General features: G+C 53.6%; 15 protein-coding genes and 1 riboswitch. Of the genes, 9 read left to right on the top strand and 6 right to left on the bottom strand.

What is annotated here, in order from left to right:
* From FBQ85_10695 to FBQ85_10685, 3 genes are all read right to left on the bottom strand, one after another.
* Window positions 1-971, bottom strand: a 971-nt coding sequence (locus tag FBQ85_10695; protein MDL1875618.1) for an ABC transporter permease, incomplete at its 3' end; no start/stop codon positions are given.
* A gap of 96 nt (window positions 972-1067) precedes the next feature.
* Entirely contained in the window at window positions 1068-2234 is a 1167-nt protein-coding gene (locus FBQ85_10690) for an efflux RND transporter periplasmic adaptor subunit (GenBank protein MDL1875617.1), read from the bottom strand.
* Window positions 2235-2377: 143 nt separating this feature from the next.
* A complete protein-coding gene (locus FBQ85_10685; protein MDL1875616.1) occupies window positions 2378-3304 on the bottom strand; it encodes a cation transporter in 927 nt (308 codons plus the stop codon).
* 288 nt (window positions 3305-3592) lie between these two features.
* Between FBQ85_10685 and FBQ85_10680 the strand changes: the two genes are divergently transcribed.
* The 6 genes from FBQ85_10680 (at window position 3593) to FBQ85_10655 (ending at window position 11090) form a co-directional block, all read left to right on the top strand.
* Window positions 3593-4762, top strand: a complete 1170-nt coding sequence (locus FBQ85_10680; GenBank protein MDL1875615.1) for an exonuclease SbcCD subunit D — start codon at window positions 3593-3595, stop codon at window positions 4760-4762.
* Window positions 4759-7158: an SMC family ATPase gene (locus FBQ85_10675; protein MDL1875614.1), complete on the top strand. Its 2400-nt coding sequence runs from the start codon at window positions 4759-4761 to the stop codon at window positions 7156-7158. The genes FBQ85_10680 and FBQ85_10675 overlap by 4 nt, the downstream gene beginning before the upstream one ends.
* A gap of 382 nt (window positions 7159-7540) precedes the next feature.
* A complete protein-coding gene (locus FBQ85_10670; GenBank protein ID MDL1875613.1) occupies window positions 7541-9358 on the top strand; it encodes a HAMP domain-containing protein in 1818 nt (605 codons plus the stop codon).
* Window positions 9359-9367: 9 nt separating this feature from the next.
* A complete protein-coding gene (locus tag FBQ85_10665) occupies window positions 9368-9817 on the top strand; it encodes an ATP-binding protein (protein ID MDL1875612.1) in 450 nt (149 codons plus the stop codon).
* A complete protein-coding gene (locus tag FBQ85_10660; protein MDL1875611.1) occupies window positions 9775-10122 on the top strand; it encodes an STAS domain-containing protein in 348 nt (115 codons plus the stop codon). The genes FBQ85_10665 and FBQ85_10660 overlap by 43 nt, the downstream gene beginning before the upstream one ends.
* Complete coding sequence (locus tag FBQ85_10655; GenBank protein ID MDL1875610.1) at window positions 10119-11090, top strand: MBL fold metallo-hydrolase; 972 nt, start codon at window positions 10119-10121, stop codon at window positions 11088-11090. The genes FBQ85_10660 and FBQ85_10655 overlap by 4 nt, the downstream gene beginning before the upstream one ends.
* A gap of 261 nt (window positions 11091-11351) precedes the next feature.
* Here FBQ85_10655 and FBQ85_10650 read toward each other — a convergent pair whose 3' ends face one another.
* From FBQ85_10650 to FBQ85_10640, 3 genes are read right to left on the bottom strand one after another with little or no spacing between them, the layout of a single operon-like run.
* Window positions 11352-12089, bottom strand: a complete 738-nt coding sequence (locus FBQ85_10650) for a nucleotidyltransferase family protein (protein MDL1875609.1) — start codon at window positions 12087-12089, stop codon at window positions 11352-11354.
* Complete coding sequence (locus FBQ85_10645; GenBank protein MDL1875608.1) at window positions 12086-13534, bottom strand: phosphotransferase enzyme family protein; 1449 nt, start codon at window positions 13532-13534, stop codon at window positions 12086-12088. The genes FBQ85_10650 and FBQ85_10645 overlap by 4 nt, the downstream gene beginning before the upstream one ends.
* Before the next feature lie 18 nt (window positions 13535-13552).
* On the bottom strand, window positions 13553-14176 hold the full coding sequence (locus FBQ85_10640; protein MDL1875607.1) for an NUDIX domain-containing protein: 624 nt from the start codon (window positions 14174-14176) through the stop codon (window positions 13553-13555).
* Between the two features lie 136 nt (window positions 14177-14312).
* Window positions 14313-14411: riboswitch (TPP riboswitch) on the top strand.
* A 97-nt stretch (window positions 14412-14508) separates the two neighbouring features.
* On the opposite strand from FBQ85_10640, the gene FBQ85_10635 reads away from it, so the two are divergent.
* The 3 genes from FBQ85_10635 to FBQ85_10625 all read left to right on the top strand — a co-directional run bounded on the left by FBQ85_10635 (window position 14509) and on the right by FBQ85_10625 (window position 19623).
* Window positions 14509-16968, top strand: coding sequence for a TonB-dependent receptor (locus FBQ85_10635; GenBank protein MDL1875606.1), 2460 nt, complete (start codon window positions 14509-14511; stop codon window positions 16966-16968).
* A gap of 116 nt (window positions 16969-17084) precedes the next feature.
* Window positions 17085-17744, top strand: a complete 660-nt coding sequence (locus FBQ85_10630; protein MDL1875605.1) for a thiamine diphosphokinase — start codon at window positions 17085-17087, stop codon at window positions 17742-17744.
* Window positions 17745-17841: 97 nt separating this feature from the next.
* Window positions 17842-19623: a B12-binding domain-containing radical SAM protein gene (locus FBQ85_10625; protein MDL1875604.1), complete on the top strand. Its 1782-nt coding sequence runs from the start codon at window positions 17842-17844 to the stop codon at window positions 19621-19623.
* The last annotated feature ends 165 nt before the right edge of the window (window positions 19624-19788 follow it).

The following is a 19788-nucleotide window of genomic DNA, read 5'->3' as shown; positions in this document are numbered from 1 at the left end:
GCGCCCACCGAGCGTTTGATGCCGATTTCCTTTACGCGTTCCTGCACCACGACATACATGATATTCGCGACGCCGATGCCGCCCACCGCCAGCGTCATGCTGCCGATCAAGCCCAAGAAGATGTTGAATGCCAGGAAGAAATAGAACATGAACTTGTCCGCCTCGGAGGTATCCCAAATCCACACCGCATTCTTGTCGGTGGGGTCGAATTTATATTTTTTGCCCAGTGTTTCCCGCACGCCCTCATTGACCGCTTCTGCGTTGGTGGGATCGCGATGTTGATAAATAATGTTGTTGAGATAAATTGTGCCGAAAACCGAGGCAAACGTCGAGGCGGGAATGAACACGCGATCTTGATCGCGGGAATTATAGGAAGAGTTCTGCGTTTTCTTTTGCATGACGCCGATTACGGTAAAAGGCGTCTGCCCGATAAAAATCAGCTTGCCGATGGCGTCCTGCTCGCCGAAGAGCAGCTCCTTCACTTTGTCGCCGATCACCGTCACGCGGCGGCGATGCTGCAAATCCAGATCATTGAAAAAACGCCCGCCCGGCGCGGCAATGATGTTGCGCATGTCGGCATAAATCGGATAAACGCCGGTGATGAGAGAATTGAGAATGTTCTCACCCACGCGCACCGGCGCCGAACGGCCGCTGTATTCCGGGCTGATGGCGCGAATGCCTTTGACCTGCGCCGCCAGCAGTTTAACATCTTCTTCGAGAAAAAACATCGAGCGCCCGGAGCCAAAACCTTCAAAGGCTTTTGTCGTTCTTCCGGGAAACATGATGGCAATGCTTTCGCCAATGCCGTGCATGTTGATGGCAAGCTGTTTTTTGAAGCCCATGCCAAAGGCGAGCAGCACGATAATCGCCACTGTGCCCCAGACGATGCCGAAAATCGTCAGAAATGTGCGCAGTTTTTGGCCGCGCAGATCTTGCAGGAATTCGGAAATGAATGTCGTGAGTTGAGTCATGAGCCCAGCACGTTTACATATTCAACTGCGGCCAAGCCGCAGCTTTTTTCAGGAAAAAAGGCCACGGCCAGGCCGTCGCCGATCAAATCATAAGCCTCATTGAATTTTCTTCACCGGTTTCTCAAAAACCTCATCGTTGAGATTCAATCCCGCCAGCACTTCGATGTTGATGGCGTCACTCAAACCGGTCTGAATCAGACGTTCTTCTTCCTTTTTATCATCCAACGGCACTTTGACGAAGGCAGAGTCGTTGCGAAACGTCACGACCCGCTCGGGGATGGTCAACACGCTGTCTTTCTTTTGAATGATGATATTGGCATTGGCGGAGTAGCCCGCGCGCAAGGTTGTGCCGTTCGTGGGTTCGATAAAAATCTCAATCGGGAAAACCGTGGCATTATCCTTCTTTTCGGCTTTGAGGGAGATCAAGCGCAGCCGGCCCATCACCTTGTCCTGCGGCAGCGCGCCAATTTTGATCTCTGCTTCCATGCCTTCACGCAAGCGCCCCACGTCAATTTCGTCGACCGTGCCTTTGAAGATCAATTGCTTCATGTCGGCGATGCGCATCAACACCGTGCCCTCTTGAAAGGTGGTCAGCGGCGTCACGGGATCGCCCACTTCTACCGTTTTGCTCAGCACGTAGCCTTCGATGGGTGAAGCGATGATGGTTTCAATTTGTGTGCCGCCGATTTTCACCTTGCCGCTTTGAATGAGCGCGAGTTTCTCTTTGGCAATCTTCACACGCAATTCGGCTTCCTGGAGTTTGCGCTGAAAATCGTCGTATTCCCGTGTGGAAATGAGCGCGCTTTTGAGCAACGATTCCTGGCGAATATTCTCCTTGTTGACGTTGTCCAATTCCACCTGCGCCAATTCCACGTTGCGCTTGGCTTCCGCAAGCTCCAGCGGTGTGGGATCGGGCTTGACTTCCAGCAAGGGGTCGCCGACTTTCACATAGACGCCGACATCTGCAAAGATTTTTCGGACCACACCGGTGACTTTGGATTTGACTGAAATTTCATACTCCGGCTCGATCGTGCCGACCGCAAGGGCTTTGTCAACAATATTGTTCTTCGTCACTTTTACTTTCGGCAACACATCTTTTTCGCCGTTTTTTGCCGTAACCCAAAATAAAAAGGCCGCGGCGGCCAGCGCTGCTACTCCAACAGTCGCGATAATGATTTTTTTCTTTTTCTTCATGCAATCTCCCTTCAGGTATGGCAGCTTATAAAATCGCAGCAGAATATTCTGCCTGAAAACGCTCAACATACGGCCAGCAAAAGGCAAAGGTTGCACATAATTTCGGGCAGGGGATATCACCTAGAAAACCAGCGCAGATTTTAGGATGACGCAAAGGCCAAAAAGGTTGCCTCTCTGCCAACAAAAATTTTACTACTTTTCAGGGGAGCCAGTCACAGCTTTTTTTGAGGCAGAACGAGGCGCCCGGCATCCGGCTCAATATGCACGAGTACATCGAAAATATCGAGATTTGCTTTCAGCAAACGATCCTTGACCTCATGCGCAATTTCGTGGCCGCGCCGCACTGAAGCCTCGCCATCCACGATGACATGAATATCGACAAAAAACATCAGCCCGCTTTTACGCACCCGGCATTTCTCCGTATTGCGCACACCCTCGACGTTTTGGGCAAGCACGCGAATGCTCTGCTCCAACGTTGCCGGAGGCGCGGTGTCCATCACTTCGCTGACAGCTCCGCGCAACAGGCGCACGCCATTGAATCCGATAATCACACATGCAAACAAGGCGGCCCAATCATCGGCGCTTTCATATCCTTCGCCGCCCAGCAACGCAATTGCTATCCCCACAAATGCGGCAACGGAGGTAAGGGCATCCGAGCGATGATGCCAGGCGTCGCCGCGCACAGCCGTACTTTTGATGTTTTCACCAACCTTGAAAATTGAACGAAAAAGCAATTCTTTTGTGATGACCACGATGATCAGCACCAGCAGGGTGAAGGGGGCGGGTGTGTGATGCGGCGTGAGAATCTCGCGAATGCTTTGAATTATGAGGCCGAGCGCTGCTCCCAATAAAGCCAATGCAACCACCAGCGCCGCCAGCGGTTCGGCCTTGCCGTGTCCGAAGGGATGATTGGCATCTGGCGGCTTTGCGGCGATTTTCAATCCGCCCCACACCACGGTGGTGCTGAAGATATCCAGCGTGGATTCGACGCCGTCAGCGATAAGCGCATACGAATTTCCCAAAACCCCTGCGATGACTTTGATGAATGCGAGACCCGCATTCACGAGCACGCCGATGAAGGTCGCGCGCATGCCCTTGCCCGCGCGTTCGCGCACGGCCTCGGTTTGTTGTTCGTTCATGATATTCCACGCCTGATTCATCGTGCCGGGAAGCGATGGCAATGTAGCATATTTTTGCGAGCATAAACAGGGAAAAACTTGAAAGTCTGAGTTGAAACAAGTAGATTGCAGCCAGCTTTGCGAGGGTTAATTTGACGAACACATTCCCAAACCACCACAGAGGCGCGGCGTTCGCAGAGTAAGATTGCGTGAATTCTCAGCGAACGCTGCGTCTCTGCAGTGAATCTGACCTGTCAAGTTAGCCCACCGAAAGATTTGTTGGGCCGTTAACCACGAAACTATGCGGGCATGCGCTTTCTCCATTTTGCCGATACCCATCTGGGCTTTTCCGATTTATCCAAGGTCGATCCCCAAACCGGCGTCAATCGCCGTGAGCAGGATTTTTATGACGCTTGGTGGCGTGTCATTGACGCGATTCTCACACACAGGCCGGATTTCGTGCTGCATGCCGGCGATTTGTTTCAATCGCCCCGGCCCAACAATCGCGCCATTGCCGTCGCGCTCGCTGGACTCAAGCAGCTCAGCGAAGCAAATATTCCATTTGTCGTAGTTGCCGGCAATCACTCCACCCCGCGCATTCGCGCCACCGGCAATATTTTTGAAGCGCTCAGCGTGCTGCCGAATGTGCATGCGGCATATAAAGGTGTTTATGAAAAAATCATCATTCCGGCGGCGAACGGTGAAGATTATTGCGCGGTGCATTGCATTCCGCATTGTTCGCTCAGCGAGGAGTTGGAGAAAGCCTATGCGAGCGTGCAATGGGATGAGTCGGCGCGCTGGAACCTTTTATTGACGCACGGTTCCTGGCGCGCCGCCGGCAAGCTCGATACTCGCATGGGCGAGTTCAATGAGCAGTTTCTCGAAGATCCGGAAGCGCGCTTGAACTTGATCTTCGATTATATTGCCCTTGGGCATTACCACCGCTATATCGCTATAAACGATCATACATTTTATTCCGGCTCGACCGAGCGCACCAGTTTCAATGAAGCCGGTTATTCCTCCGGTTACATTCTCGGCGATTTGCCGGCGCGGCAATGGGCGTATCATCAAATTTCAGCGCGGCCAATGTTGCGACTCGCGCCGATTGATTGCAAAAACAAAACGCTCGACGAGATCATGCCGGAAATCGCGGCGCGCGTCAGCGACGAACTCGCCGGCGCCATGGTCACGCTCGAATTGCAGCATCTTTCGCGCGACCTTTACTTGCAGCTTGATTTGGCAGCGATCGACAAACTCTTCCCCCAAGTTTTTCATCTCAACAAGCAACTCGTTTTAGACGGCGCAACAACCAATGATCAAAATTCTTCAGCGCAAGAACTGCACGAGCTAGGCTCGCTGCGCGAAGAGTTCTCGCGTTATTTGGCGGCGAATACCGAAGGCGCCTTGCCGCGCGCCGAATTGGAAAGTCTCGGCCAAAAGTATCTCGCCGAAGCGGAAACCACGGAGGCCGAGGCATGATTCTGCAAACCCTCCGCTTGCGCAATTTTCGCCGCTTTGACGAGCTTGCCCTCGAGTTTCCCGAAAATGTCATCGGCATCATCGGCCGCAACGGCGCGGGCAAATCGACCTTGCTTGAGGCCATTGCCTGGGCGCTGTACGGCTCGCGCGCAACGCGCACCGAGAAATCGTTGCTGCGTCGGCAAGCTTCAGAGGTCAGCGAACCTTGCGAAGTCGAATTGACGTTCACACTGGCGGGCGCGCATTATCGCGTCACGCGCGCGATGCGCGGCGCCAATCACTTCGTCGAAGCCGCCTTATATCGCGCCGAGCTGGAGGAACCTCTGGCCGTGCGTGAAAATGATGTGAGCAATGAGATCGAAAAAATTCTTGGGTTGGATCGCAAATCGTTCGAAGCCTCCATTTTTGCCAAGCAAAAAGAGCTGGCTACGTTGAGCAATATGCGTGATGAAGAACGCCGCAAATTGATCAGCCGCTTGTTGAATTTGGATGCCATCGACAGCGCCCGTGAAAAAGTTATGCAAGATGCGCGCCTCAAGCGCAATTTTCTGCAGGGCACGCGCGTCAGTCAGGATGATTTGGAAGAATTGCAGAAGCAGTTAATCGAACATCTCGCCGCGCGGCAACAGGCCGAAGAAGCCTGGCAGGCGCGGCAACAGGAAGAGCACGCGTGGCTGCAAAAACGCGAGCAGGCCAAGGCGCTGTTCGAAGCTGAATCGCGGCGCCGTGATCGTGCCGCCAAACTGCAAAGCGTCTTGCACACACTTGAACAACAAGTCCTGCTCATGCAACAACAACAGCAGCGGGCTGAAAGCGAGCGACGCGAGATTCTGGCGGAGCGGGAGAAACTCGTCCAGCTTGCGCCCGTGCGCGAAGAATGGCAACGCCTCAAAGCCGAGAAGGACGCTTTGGAGGAAAACCGCCGCAAACATGCCACGTTGCAGGGCAAACAGCAGCTCGTCAAAAGTCTGACCGAGCAGATCGCCAAGCTTTATGGCGAAACTGAGTCCGCGCAGCAGAAGCTTGCGGCGCTGCCCGGGCTTGTGGTTGAAGAAAAAAAATTTCTCGAACGTTTAGAGCAAAGCGAAGCCGCGCTGCGCGTTTCCCGCGAGGCGGAGAAAACCATTTTGGCAGAATTCGCTGCAATAAAATCTCGCGGCCTGGAAGAAAAGCAAAAGTTGCAGGAGGTGGAGAAACTCGGCGTGGAAAGTCCCTGTCCGGTGTGTACGCGGCCGCTGGCCGAGCATTTTCAACCGGTGCTGGCGCGCCTCGAAAAAAATCTGGGAGATTTGCGCGCCGATTACCTCAAGCTCGAGCTTAAGAAAAAAGAAGCCGCAGCACATGTGCATGACGCCGAGATGCGCCTCAAAATTCTGCAGCAAGAACGCGAGCAATTGGGGCAAGAGCGCGTGCGCCTTTTGCAGTTGCAAGAGCAGCTTGGCGGACAACAAAAACGCATCGCGGAACTGCAACGCCAATGCGCGTTGGCGCAAGAGGATATTCAAAAACTCGGCGTCGTTCATGTGGATGAAACGCGTTATGCCGCAGTCAACGCCGCTCTGACGGCAGCCGAGGAGCAAGTTCAGGAAATCAACCGTCTCGAAGCGCGTGTGGCGCGGCTGCCGGCGTTGGAAGAAAGCCTGGCGCAAGCAGCGGAAAAACTAAAATCATTTCACGCGCAGGCAACCGCTGCGCAGCAGGAAATCGAGCACCTACAATTTCGTGAAGAAACATTTTGGCAATGCAAGCTGGCGCATGAAGAAGCGAGCCAGAATCATTCATTTGCCCAAAAACAGGCGGGCGAAGCGCACGCAGCATTTGCCGCTGCCGCCGCGCAGGTAACAAATTTCGAACAACGCATTGCGCAAACCCGGGAACGCCTGGCTGCGATTGCGCAGGTGGAAAAAGAAGTCGTGTTGTTGGAGTCTTTGCAGGAACATTTCAAAACATTTCGCGTGACCATGGCCGGGCGTTTGCGGCCGTTGATCGAAACGCGCGCTGCGGAAATCATGCGCATGGCCACGAACGGCCGCTATGCCATGCTCGAGCTGGACGAGTCCTACAACCTTTTTCTTTACGATCAAAACCAAAAATTCGAACTGAATCGTTTCTCCGGCGGCGAGCAGGATTTGTTGAACCTATGTTTGCGTGTTGCCATCAGCCAGGTCATTGCGCAGCGTTCTGGCCGGCCGGCGCTTCAGGCCATCGTACTCGACGAGATTTTTGGATCGCAAGATGACGAACGCAAAACGCTGCTGCTGGCAACGCTGCAACATTTGAGCGGCTATTTCCGGCAGATATTTCTCATCACCCATGAAGACAGCATCAAGGAGAATTTGCCCGTGGTCTTCGAAGTGGAGATGGAGGGGGATACCAGCGTGGTAAAGGTCAAATAAAGTGAAGTTCTGGATAGTTGGATTCTAGCGATTCTCATTTGACTGGTGAGGTTGTCATTCCGCACAAATCTTGTGAAGCTGTTGTCAGAGCCTGGATTTTCACAGTATTCTTGCAGAATGACATGTTCGTTGGATGGTAAAGCACGATGATTGATGCGATAATTGCAGCAGTTCCTCCATCCAAAACTCTAACAATCCAATGTGGAGTTGTTTGAATTTTGCGGCGAACATCTTGCGCCGCCGGCGGGATTGACCAAGATCGCACAGATGATCAAAACCCACGAAAGCGCTGTTTGAATTTACTATTGCATAGTTCGCATAAAACTCTACTTTGCTGCTGCATCCCGCTTGTATTATATCGGTTTTGCTATCATTCTTTTGCATGGCTCTCAAAAACTACCTCGCCTCCTTTAAAGGCAGGCTCACCCTGCTGGTCATTGCCGCGATTTTACTGCCGCTGGCGGCGGTGAGCCTTATTTTGGGCGGTATCCTGCGCGAGCGTATTTACGTCTCGTTTGAAGAACAATTACGCGCAAGCCTGCAATCCACCTCGCTCATACTGAACCGGGCGCAGGAAGATTTGATCAAAGGCGTGGAACGCGTCGCCAAAGACAATGTGCTGGAAACCACCCTGACGCTGGAAAACGCCGAGGCGATTGACGAGATTTTAAGCCAGCAAAGAAAAGTGCTCGACATTTCCATGCTGGCGGTTTTCGATCTCGACCAGCAGCGCCTCGCTTCATCGAAATTCAAAAGTAAGAAGCTCGTTTTCGATCACACCAAAAGCCGGGAACTTCAAATTGCCAAAAATGAGGACGCAGAGCATTATTTGATTTATTCCGCTCCGATTGAAAAAAAGAAGAAGCCGCTCGGCTCGATTGTCGGCGGCATTCAGCTTGACGACGATAAACTGACGCAATTTATCTCAGAGACTTTTCATGCCGAGTCGATGTTTTGGTTGGATGACCGGCTTATTTTGTCGAGCCTCGTTTCTGCGGCGCAGTATCAAGTCAAGCCGCCGCCGCTGGCACGCATGCACGCCTTTCGCATCGCTGGCAAGGAATACAAGGGCTTGCTTCAATCTTTGCCGCTGGGCGAACATCATTTCAAGTACGGCTTGTTGCTTCCCATGGCCGAACTGGAGCAGGCGCTGCGCAAAACTTTTGGCGTAATTGCGATTATCGGGACGGCCCTTTTCATCGTGTTCCTGGCGTTGCTTGGTTTCATTCTCCGGCGCATTTCGCGGCCGCTCAACACGCTCACCGGCCACGCGCGGCAGCTCGTTTCGCATGATTTTATGCCACAAGCCGACGCCGGGCTCCGGCAGTTGGCCGCTGCTTCTCAGGATGAAATCGGGAAGCTGGCAGAATCGTTCATTGACATGGAAAGCCGGCTGCACATTTATCTCAATGAACTCACCGTTAAAACCAAAGCCGAGGAAAAAAATCAAAGCGACTTGCGCATCGCCCACGAAATTCAGATGAGTATGTTGCCAAAGCAAACGCCGGCGCTGGCGGCGAATTCTCGCTTTGACATTCACGCCGAAATCGCGCCGGCGCACGAGGTGGGGGGCGACTTTTATGATTATTTCATGATCGACGATCGCTATCTCTGTGTGGTGATCGGCGATGTTTCCGACAAGGGCGTGCCGGCTTCGCTGTTCATGGCGATGAGCAAGACGTTGATCCACGCGACAACGACGCTGACGCGCGCGCTCGCGCAAACGGGCGTTCCGCCGCATGAGATTCTAAACCGCGTCAACCACGAGTTGCAGCGCGATAATGAACGCCGTATGTTCGTAACGGTTTTTTATGGCGTGCTCGATACGCAAACCGGTGAGTTGCACTACAGCAACGCCGGCCATCATCCGCCATATTTAGTGTCGCCGGACCGGCAGATCACGCCGCTGCCAATTCTGGGGGGAGGGCCGTTGGGCATCAAAAGCGAGGCGCGTTTTCAATCGGCGCGCCTGATGTTGCCGCCGCGGCATGCGCTGTTTCTGTACACCGACGGCATCACCGAAGCGATGAATCCCCAAGAAGAATTTTTCTCCGAACACCGCTTGCAGGCGTGTCTGGCGGCCATGAACGGCGCAGCCGCGCAGGAGATGACGCAGCAGGTGCTGCGCGAGGTGAAGGCATTTGTCGGCGCCGCGCCGCCGCACGATGACATGACAGTGCTGGCGCTGCGTTTTCTTTGAAGGCATATTATGAACGACGTCATGACCATCGCGCTGGTGAATCGCCTGCCGGAACTGCAACGTTTGTGGCAGGCCATCGAAGATTTTTGCGCCGCCCATCAATTGCCGGCGGGCATCTGCTTTGACCTGCGCATTGCCGCGGAAGAAATTTTCACCAACATCGTCAAATATGGTTACTCCGACGCGGCCGAGCATCCCATTGCCGTTGAGCTGGCGTTGCGCGGCAATTGTTTGATGGTGAAAATCCAGGACGACGCTGCCGCGTTTAATCCTTTGCAAATCGACCCGGCGCACACCGCCGGCAAAAAAAAGCCCGGCGGCCGCGGCGTGCGGCTGTGGCGCGGGCTGATGGATGACATCGAATACCGCCGGCGCGACAACAAAAACATACTTATCATCAAAAAAGATTTGACCTCATGCAACTCATCGCCAACACCGCGGAAGGCATCACGACCCTGAATTTGCACGGCAAACTCGACTCCTTTACTTCGAATCGCTTGCAAGAGGAATTGCTCGGCTTGCTGGTCGAAGGCGCGCGCAAAGTCATCATTGATTTTTCGCAGGTGGATTATATCAGCAGCGCCGGCATTCGCGTGTTTTATGTCGCGGCGCAGCGGTTGGAAGTAATTTCCGGGCGCATGGTGTTTTGCGCGCTGCCGCCTCACGTCAAGAAGATTTTTGACATCGTCGATATGTCGTCTGAATTCAAGATTTTTGTAACGCCCGGCGAAGCGTTCCGGCATTTACGCGAGGAGGTTTCATGAAATTGCGTTGCTGGGGCGTGCAAGGCTCGCTGCCCAATCCCTTGTCGAGTGCGCAGCTTCGCGAAAAAATTGCGGAGGCCTTGCGCCTCGCCGGCGGCAAAACCTTTGCAACCGCGTCAGACGTGCAGACATTTCTCGATCATTTGCCGTTTCATCTCACGCACACCGCCGGCGGTAATACCACCTGCTTCGAAATCATCTCGGCGCAGGGCACACGCGTCATCGTAGATTTGGGCAGCGGCAGCCGCAAGCTCGGCCTGGAATTGCTGCAAGGCGAGGCCGGACAAGGCCGGGCCACGATTCATGTTTTGCTCACGCATCTGCACTGGGATCATATTCAAGGCTTTCCGTTTTTTTTGCCGGCCTACACGCCGGGAAACCAAATTATCATTCACGGCGTGCATTCTTATCTCGAAGAAGCGCTTGCCCGGCAAATGCATTTGCAGAATTTTCCAGTGGGCTTGGATGAAATGGAAGCGGAGGTTCAATTTGATTATTTAAAGGAGGGAGAAGAATTTGCCATCGGCGACCTGACGATCAACACCAAACGCTTGCATCATCCCGGCGGCAGCTATGCCTATCGCTTCACCGAGGGCGGCAAAACACTGATAATTGCGACGGATGGCGAATACCAGCAGCTCGACGCTGATTCGTTGCAGCCTTTTCTTGATTTCTATCGCAATGCCGAGGCGCTGGTGTTCGACGCGCAATACACGCTCAAGGAGGTGTTTCACAAAATCGCTTGGGGACACAGCTCGCCGTTCATCGGCGTGGACATTTGCCTGATGGCGAACGTCGGCAAGCTGGTGTTAACGCATCACGACCCGGCTTACAGCGACGAGAAGATGAGCGCCATTCTGCAGAAAACGCAACAATTCAAAAACGAAGCGTTGCAGCAATTGCCGCAACGGCGCGCACGCGATTTGGAAATCGTGATGGCGTATGAGGGGTTGGAGCTGAGTCTCTGACAACTGTTCAATTCAATGCGGCCGGGGCGCGGGGCATCGTGAGAGCGCTGAGAGGTTTAATGCAACGGCCAAGCCGTTGCAAAACTTTTTCTGATACCAGCAATTTCGGGCGGACACTGTTACGTTAAAATTCATCCATCCTAGTTTGTCAGCCAGAAGGGAGCTTGTGAAGCCGCAAGCAAAATGTTGAAAACTTCACAAGATTCTTGCCATGATGACAGGGTGAAGAGGAATATGTTTTTCAAGATAGCAGGGCATTAGTTAAATGTTGAGAAGACCAAGCGCAATCTGTTTTTTTATCTCTTCAAGTTGTTCGATCTTGCCGACATCTTGCCAACAAAATCCTTCCGTGCGAAAGGCGCGAATCTTCTCGCCCTCTCCCGCCAAATGCAAATACGTTTTCAAAATGGAAAACACGCCGGTTTCGTGCATGCGCTGCAGCAATTCCGGCGAAATAACATGAATGCCGTCGAATGCCAGTTCGTGAATCTGGCCGGCAGGCGTGCGCGCCATCTCCATGCGGTTTTCTTTGAGCGACTTCCAACCGCACAGTTGGCCGGCTTCATCGAATAAAAAATATCGCGAGGTTTTGCGCGCTTTGACGGCAAGTGTTGCCAGGCAATCTTGCGCAAGATGCTGCCGGTACATGGCCATCAAGTCAATATTGCTGATCACATCGACATTGTGTACGAAGAACGGCAGGCCGTCATCAAAAAAATAAGCCGCCTTTTGCAAGCCGCCGCCCGTATCGAGCAATTCTTCTTCGTGCGAGAGTTCGATGCGAACGCCGAAATTATTCTTTGCGTTGAGAAAAGCGGCAATCTGCCCGGCGAGATAATGCGTGTTGATGATGATTTCCCGCACGCCCGCAGCCAGCAGGCGCCGAATCACGATTTCAAGCAGCGGGACGTGATTAATTTCAATGAGGGCTTTCGGCCGGGTTGCGGTGAGCGGCCGCAGCCGCGTGCCGAGTCCCGCGGCAAAGATCATCGCTTTCATGCCGTTGCTTCACCGTTCTTAAAAGAAACCGGCATATCCCGGTGCGTGACCTCGACGTTGATTTGATATTTCTCGCGCAAATGCTTGGCAAGACGATTGGCGCAATAAACCGAACGATGCTGGCCGCCGGTGCAGCCGAAAGCAATGGAGAGATCGCTAAAATTGCGGTGTTGATAATTCTCCACCACTTGATTCACGAGATCGCGCACACGCGTCATGAAACTGTGCACCGCTTCCTCGTTTTCGAGAAAGGCAATAACCTCCGGATCATTGCCGGTTTGTTTGGCAAATTGTTCCAGCCGGCCGGGATTGGGCAGCGCGCGGCAATCGAAAACGAAGCCGCCGCCATGTCCGGTTTCATCCTGCGGCAAACCGTTCTTAAAGGAAAAGCTTTGTACGCGCACTGTCAGAGGGAGCTGCACATTGCCCAGCTCGCGCAGAATGGTGGAGCGCACCAGGCGCTGCCAAATCTCCGTTAACGCCGGCAGCTCGACGGGCAAATCCGCGGTGCGCAACACATATTCCAGATTGCGAATGGCATAGGGCACGCTTTGCAGAAAATGCGTCTTGCGCTCATAAAATCCGCGAAATCCGTAAGCGCCCATGGCCTGCATGATGCGAACCAGCACATAACCAAAATAGTGCCGGCGAAATTGCTCGCGCTCGATGGGGATGATTTCAGAAACGGCGTCGAGGTAGAGTTGCAACAACTCTTCACGAATATCGAAAGGAATATCGGCTTTGGCGTCGAACAGCAGCGAGGCAATATCGTATTGCAACGCCCCGCGCCGGCCGCCTTGATAGTCGATAAAAAACGGCTCGCCCTCGCGGATCATGATGTTGCGCGATTGGAAGTCGCGGTACAAAAAATAATCCTGCTCGGCTTGCAGCAAAAAGTTGGTGAAGTGCTCGAAGTCGTCTTCCAACACCTGCTCGTTGAACGGAATTTTGGCGAGCTTGAGAAAATAGTATTTGAAATAATTCAAATCCCACAGCATCGATTGCTTGTCGAAGCGCGCGCGCGGATAGCACACGGCGTAATTCAATGTCTTGCCCGCGTGAATCTGGAATTGCGGCAGCCATTTGACCGCTTTGCGGTAAAGCGCGACAATCGCCTCCGAGAAGCCGGCTTTCCCGCGTTCTTCACTCAGAAACGAAAAGAGCGTGGTGTCGCCCAAGTCTTCTTCGAGGTAAACACTGCGCTCGAGATCTTCCGAGTAGATGTCCGGCACGGGCAGGCCGCATCGGCGAAAGTGTTTGGAAAATTCGAGGAATGCAATGTTCTCGGCGCGATCGGCATTGTGAATGCCGATGAGGCTGCTGCCGTTATAACGCAGGCGGAAAATGCGGCGATCCGAGCCGTGCGCTTTGAGTTCGACAATCTCGCTGGCCGGCCGGCCGGCATACTGCTGAAAAAGCTCCTGCAAAAGAATTTCAGGTTCCATGCTTGTCCGCTGAAAATGTCAATCAAATGAAGTGGGGCGATTGGGATTTTTTAAATGCTCGAAAGCTTCGACGAGGTTCGCACGCGTGGTGCGGCCTTCGGAGAGCGGCGGCAGCGCGTCCATGCCGAAGAAACCGGCGGCTTTGGTTTCCAGATTGGGCGTGAATTCACCGCGCAACAATTCACACTGAATGAAGATTTTGTAGGTATCGAACAAATGGGGAATCGTGGAATGCAAGCGGCGATCGTAAACCGCAATGATCTTGCGTGCAATACCTTCGAATCCGGCTTCTTCCCGCAATTCTTTGATGACGGCTTCCGAAGGCGACAGCCCGGCATCGGCCCAGCCGCCGGGCAAAGCCCAGTTGTCATCATGCGTTTCCTGCACCAATAAAATTTTGCCGTCACGAAACGCCACGCAGCGCACATCGACTTTGGGCGTGGCATAGCCTTTTTCTTCGGCGAACTGTTGCGTCAATTGCGTAAGCGAATATTGCGTGTGCTGCGCAAAAATCTCCGCGGCCAGCCGCTGCAATGCCTGATAGCGCTCAACATCGTAAGGGTTGGTGCTGAATGCCAAACCATTTTGCGCGGTGTTTTGAATCATCCGGGCCCAGGTGAGCCATTGTGGTTCGAAAGACATGTGAGTGAAACCCTAACGTTGCGACGTCCTACTCGACAAAAGCAATTTTCGGCAAAATACAAGAGTCGGCATAAAAAGCAAGCAAACGTTTTGCAAAATTCTGTTTGACTTTCCCGGCCTCGCGTCCTATCTTTTGCCATTCCGTTAGGGGTGTCCCGAAAAATTCGGAACTGAGAACATACCCTTGGAACCTGATCCGGATGATGCCGGCGTAGGGAAACGGCCGATGGCTTCGCTTCGACATTTTCTTGGCTTGCGCGTGCTTACTGCGGCCGCTTCCCGAATCATGAGGAAAGCGGCTTTTTTTATTTGTGCGTTTGCGGAGGTGAGCCATGAAAAATTTCATATCAATTCTAGTCACACTGTTGTTGCTGATGCAAATGAGATTGAGTGCGCAAGAGCGAGTAACGCTTACGGGCAGGGTGATCGACGATGAAACCGGCTTGGCACTGCCGGGCAGCAATGTTTTGATCGAAAACACAACGCTGGGAACGACGTGTGACGCGCAAGGCAATTTTCAACTGCAACACGCGCCTTCCGGCAAGGTCGCCGTGCTCGCGAGTTTTATCGGTTATAAAACCCGGCGGATTGAAATCATACTCGAAAAGCCATATGTCAATCTAACGCTGCGGTTGCAGCCGCAGCCTTTGGTAAGCCCGGCCATCACCGTGGTGGCAACCCGCGCGCGCGAACGCGAAAGCCCGGTGGCATTTTCGGCGTTGACGCGCAGCGAGTTGACGCAGCGCCATCCCGCACAAGACATTCCCGCGCTGCTCAGCGAATTGCCCGCAACAACATTTTATTCCGAAAATGGCAACGGCCTGGGCTACAACTATCTTTCGATTCGCGGCTTCGATCAGCGCCGCATTGCCGTGCATATCAACGGCGTGCCGCAGAACGATCCCGAGGATCACAACGTTTATTGGATTAATTTTCCCGATTTATTGGCGAACGTTGAAGATATTCAAGTGCAGCGCGGCGCCGGCAGCGCATTTTACGGGCCCCCGGCCATCGGCGGCTCGGTGAATATCGTGACTTCGAATTTTTCGCAGCAGCGCGGCCTCACGGCAACGGTTGGCGGCGGCACCTATGCGACACGCAAATATTCTCTTGCGCTGAACAGCGGTGTGGTGCAGGAAAAATATCTTTTATCCGCGCGCGTATCGCGCCTGCAAAGCGACGGCTATCGCGAGCAATCGTGGGTCGATCTCAAAAGCTATTTTCTCGGCGCGGCGCGCGTGGGCAAAAAATCAATTACGCGGTTGCACGTTTATGGCGGCCCGATCGAGGATCATCTTGCCTATTATGGCATCAGTAAAGAAGAGGTGCAACGGCGTGAAACCCGGCGCAAAAATCCCATTCGCCGGCCGGATGAAATCGAGAATTTCAATCAACCGCATTTCGAGTTGCTGCATGAGTATCGTCTGAATGATCGCTGGCGCGTGAACAACGCCGTCTTCGCCGTGCGCGGCTACGGTTTTTTTGATTATGACGGCTCGTGGGCGCCGTTTTCCTATTATCGCCTCACGCCGGAATACGGTTTCGAAGCCGTCGCCGATCCGGAAGAAACCTACGCCGACAGCCTGCTCATTCGCGCGTACGTTGACAATATGCAATACGGCTGGCTGCCGCAAGTAACGTGGAATCACGCCCGCGGCAGCGTCACGTTGGGCGCGGAATTGCGGCGGCATCGTTCGCTGCATTGGGGACGTATTCAAAAAGGCGACAGCGATTTGCCCGCGGCGATCAGCGGCGAATTCCGCGGTTTGAATTATATCGGCGCGCGCCGGTATTATGAATATCGCGGCGCAAAAGACATCGTCTCGCCTTATATTCATACCAATGTCGCGCTGTTGCCGAACTTGAATGCCACGTTCGATTTGCAGTTCGCTTATCTGCGTTATCAACTCTATGATGAGAAATTTCTCGGCACGGATTTCGAAATGCCCTATCACTTTCTCAATCCGCGCCTGGGCGTGAATTACAATGTTACGCCGCAATTCAACGTCTTTGCCAGCTTTTCACGCACCAGCCGCGAGCCGCGCTTGAAGAATCTTTATGACGCGGCTGAAGCGAGCACGCCCGCTAGTTGGGGCGCGATCACGCCGCAATTTGCGCAGAACGTCGACGGCAGCTATGATTTCCAACAGCCGCTGGTGAAGCCGGAAAAGCTGAATGATTTTGAATTGGGATTCGGCTATCACGCAGGAGAGACGCAAGCGGTGATGAATCTCTTTTACATGGATTTTCGCGATGAAATCGTGAAAAGTGGCCAACTCGATCGCTTCGGTCAGCCGGTGACCGGCAACGCGGAGCGCACGCTGCACACGGGAGTCGAACTCTCCGCGCGCGCGCCGTTGTCGTCGAATTTGACGATGTCCGGCAATCTCATGCTCAGCAACAATGAGCTTAAGCGTCACACGATTTATGCCGGCGACGGCGCGCCGCTAATCTTGGATGGCAATCCCATTGCCGGTTTTCCCGATGTTTTAGCGAATGCGCGCGTGACGTATTCAAATCATGGCTGGTTGGCCGCGCTGGCGATGCAACACGTGGGCAAGAAACACACGGACAATCTCAATATTGCAGCGAACACAGTGCCCGCATTCACCGTCTTTCATGCGAGTTTGGGATACCGGTTCCCGGCGGGATCGGTTTTGTCAGGTTTATCACTGCAAGTGCATGCGCAAAATCTGCTGGATCGGCTTTATATTGCGCACGGCGAAGGCGAAGATTTTTTCCCGGCAGCAGAACGCCAGGTGTTTGTGAATGCCGTGTACGAGTTGAAGTAGGGGCGAGTCGCCGACTCGCTCTTTATTGCTAATTTTGATAATGTTCCTGCAACGGCTTGGCCGTTGCATTAAAAACGTGGGAGTTCCTGCAACCACATAGTATCAACAAAGCTTTTATGTCCGAACCAACCGCGTTAATCATCGCCAACAGCCTGCTGCCCAGCGCCGAAATTCTCGCGGCATGCCGCGCCCGGGCTGCAATCATCATTTGCGCGGATGGCGGTGCGAATCGCGCTCTTGCAAATGATCTCGTTCCGGATTATGTTGTGGGCGATCTCGATTCCGTGGCCCCGGCAACGCGCGTAGCGCTGCCCAATACACAATTCATCCCTCGTCCCAGCCAATACGCCACGGACCTGGAGAAAACGCTGACATTCGCAATTGAGAAGAAATGCGAGCGTGCCCTGTTGGTCGGCATTACCGGCCTGCGGCTCGATCATCAACTCGTCAATCTCAACATCGCTGAGAAATTTTGCACGCAACTCGCGATTGAAACGTATGACGATTACGGCATCGGTAGCTTTATCGTTGCCGCGCAAAAGCCCGCGACTGCCACATTCAAAAGCTTTGCCGGCCAGCAAGTTTCGCTGATCGCCTTCCGGCGCGTTACCGGCATCACAACGCAGGGCTTAAAGTATCCGCTTGCCAACGAAGACTTAGAATGGGCGGTGCGCGACGGCCTGAGCAACGAGGCGCTGGCGGAAGAATTTTCGGTGTCTGTGCAACGCGGCAATCTGTTTTGCTATCGTGTTCGTCGGGGAATGGTTAATGGGTAATGACGAATGGTGAATTATTAATTGGCCAGCAACCAACAACCAACGATGCTGCCTTCGACAAGCTCAGGCAGCGCTCGCGAGCAACAAGCAACCAGCCTTGAAACTTCTCCTCATACAACCTCCGGTCGCCGATTTTTATCAAACCACCATGCGCACGCTGCCGGTGGGCTTGCTCTATCTTGCCGCCTCGTTGCGCAGCAACGGCATCAGCGTTGAGATTCTTGATTGTCAGGCAACCGAAGAAAAGCGCGTCATTGAGACGCCTGCGGAATTTGCTTATCTCAAATCTTATTATCGTTCCGGCAATTTGAGTCCGTTCAAACTTTACGGCCATTACCGGCATTACGGGCTTTGGTGGGATGAGGTTCGTGCGCGCATACATGCCGCCAACGCCGATGTCATCGGCATCTCCTCGCTGTTCACGCCGTTTTACCGAGAGGCCTTGCGTGTTGCCGCGCTTGTCAAAGAAATCGATCCTGCCAAACCCGTGATCATAGGCGGCGCGCATGTCAATGCCTGCCCGCAGCAAGTTCTCTCCGATCCCAACGTCGATTTCATCCTGCTCGGCGAAGGCGAGCGCACGCTGCCGGAGCTGGCAGCTGCGCTGTATGAAAATCGCTTGCGGGACATCGAAACGATTTGCGGGGTGGGTTATAAAACGCGCGGCCGGTTGCATGTGCCGGAGCACGGCGATCTCATCGAAGATATCGAAACATTGCCGTTGCCGGCGCGCGATTTGATCGAGGCCTCACGCTACCGGCTGGGACGCAAGCGGCTCACGATGATCGTCACCAGTCGCGGCTGCCCTTATCATTGCACGTTCTGCTCGATATTTCTCACCGCCGGACGGCAATTTCGTGTGCGCTCGATCAACAGCATCATCGACGAAATGAAAATTTGCCGCGCGCAATTTGGCATCGAGGTTTTTGATTTCGAAGATGACAATTTTAGTTTCGATCAAAAACGCGCGGCCGACATTCTTGCGGCGATTCGCGAGGAATTCGGCGAGGGCGGCGTTGAGCTGCACGCGATGAACGGCATTTCCGCCGCCAATTTGAGCGAAAGCCTGGTGGAGGAGATGAAACGCAGCGGCTTTCGCACCCTGAACCTCGCGCTGGTAACCAGCGACAAACAGCGCCAGCGTGAAATCAAACGGCCCGGATCAACGCCGCATTTCGATCTCATCGTCGCCCGCGGCGCGGCGCTCGGTTTGGAGATGGTGAATTATCTCATTCTCGGCCTGCCCGAGGCAACGCTCGAGGAAATGATTGCTTCGATCATTCATCTCATGGAACGGCCGGTGTTGATCGGACCCAGCGTGTTTTACGCCACGCCCGGCACCGAGAGTTTTGCGCAATGCGTTGCCGGCGGCCTGCTAACTTCGCCGGAATTGGCGTTGCAGCGTTCCACCGCGTTTCCGGTCGAAATGCCAAATTTTTCGCGCATGGATCTGGTGACGTTGTTTCGCATTTGCCGCTTGCTGAATTTCATCAAAGCCCGTTTGGATGCGCAGGCCTCGGAGGACGGCGAGGAAGAATTCGATCTCGCGCAGTTGTTTTCCTCGCCGCAGTTGCCGGATTTTTTGCCGCAAGCCGGAGAACAATACACGTTCACACAAAAACTCACGGAAGCCGAAATTGGCAATTGGCTGGCGCGCGCATTTTTTCACGATGAAACATTTCTCGGCTTGCGCCTGCTGCGCCGCGCGCCGCAGAACATTGTTTATGAAGTTTATGAAGAAGAATTCTCGCCGCGTGTGGTTGGGTTATTTTTGGAGGAAGCTCAACACAAAAAGATTTGCGGCGTGAAGCAGGCAAGGGCGTTTTTGCGTTTACCTGCGAAAGTGAGCGGGATAATGCTTGCGGCTGCCGCACCCTGAGCTTGTCGAAGGGTGCTGGCTTCGACAAGCTCAGCCAGCGATGAAGTACAACTAGTGCACTGTTACCTTACTGTAGTTTGGCAAAAATCAGTTCTTAGACATAGCCAGGTATTGGCTTTGGAAGCTTCCAGGCATTATATTTGTTGTCAACAGATCAATCTCGGA

The sequence above is a fragment of the Cytophagia bacterium CHB2 genome, assembly GCA_030263535.1.
In the GTDB taxonomy this organism is placed as follows: domain Bacteria; phylum Zhuqueibacterota; class Zhuqueibacteria; order Zhuqueibacterales; family Zhuqueibacteraceae; genus Coneutiohabitans.
The sequence above is the reverse complement of the archived record's forward strand: the minus strand, read 5'-3'. Positions and strand labels throughout refer to the sequence as shown.

Excerpts from the sequence above, each read along its gene's own strand:
- FBQ85_10690 (MDL1875617.1), bottom strand. The coding sequence starts at position 2,234 with ATGTTGAGCGTTTTCAGGCAGAATATTCTGCTGCGATTTTATAAGCTG.
- FBQ85_10685 (MDL1875616.1), bottom strand. The coding sequence starts at position 3,304 with ATGAACGAACAACAAACCGAGGCCGTGCGCGAACGCGCGGGCAAGGGC.
- FBQ85_10680 (MDL1875615.1), top strand. The coding sequence starts at position 3,593 with ATGCGCTTTCTCCATTTTGCCGATACCCATCTGGGCTTTTCCGATTTA.
- FBQ85_10675 (MDL1875614.1), top strand. The coding sequence starts at position 4,759 with ATGATTCTGCAAACCCTCCGCTTGCGCAATTTTCGCCGCTTTGACGAG.
- FBQ85_10670 (MDL1875613.1), top strand. The coding sequence starts at position 7,541 with ATGGCTCTCAAAAACTACCTCGCCTCCTTTAAAGGCAGGCTCACCCTG.
- FBQ85_10665 (MDL1875612.1), top strand. The coding sequence starts at position 9,368 with ATGAACGACGTCATGACCATCGCGCTGGTGAATCGCCTGCCGGAACTG.
- FBQ85_10660 (MDL1875611.1), top strand. The coding sequence starts at position 9,775 with ATGCAACTCATCGCCAACACCGCGGAAGGCATCACGACCCTGAATTTG.
- FBQ85_10655 (MDL1875610.1), top strand. The coding sequence starts at position 10,119 with ATGAAATTGCGTTGCTGGGGCGTGCAAGGCTCGCTGCCCAATCCCTTG.
- FBQ85_10650 (MDL1875609.1), bottom strand. The coding sequence starts at position 12,089 with ATGAAAGCGATGATCTTTGCCGCGGGACTCGGCACGCGGCTGCGGCCG.
- FBQ85_10645 (MDL1875608.1), bottom strand. The coding sequence starts at position 13,534 with ATGGAACCTGAAATTCTTTTGCAGGAGCTTTTTCAGCAGTATGCCGGC.
- FBQ85_10640 (MDL1875607.1), bottom strand. The coding sequence starts at position 14,176 with ATGTCTTTCGAACCACAATGGCTCACCTGGGCCCGGATGATTCAAAAC.
- FBQ85_10635 (MDL1875606.1), top strand. The coding sequence starts at position 14,509 with ATGAAAAATTTCATATCAATTCTAGTCACACTGTTGTTGCTGATGCAA.
- FBQ85_10630 (MDL1875605.1), top strand. The coding sequence starts at position 17,085 with ATGTCCGAACCAACCGCGTTAATCATCGCCAACAGCCTGCTGCCCAGC.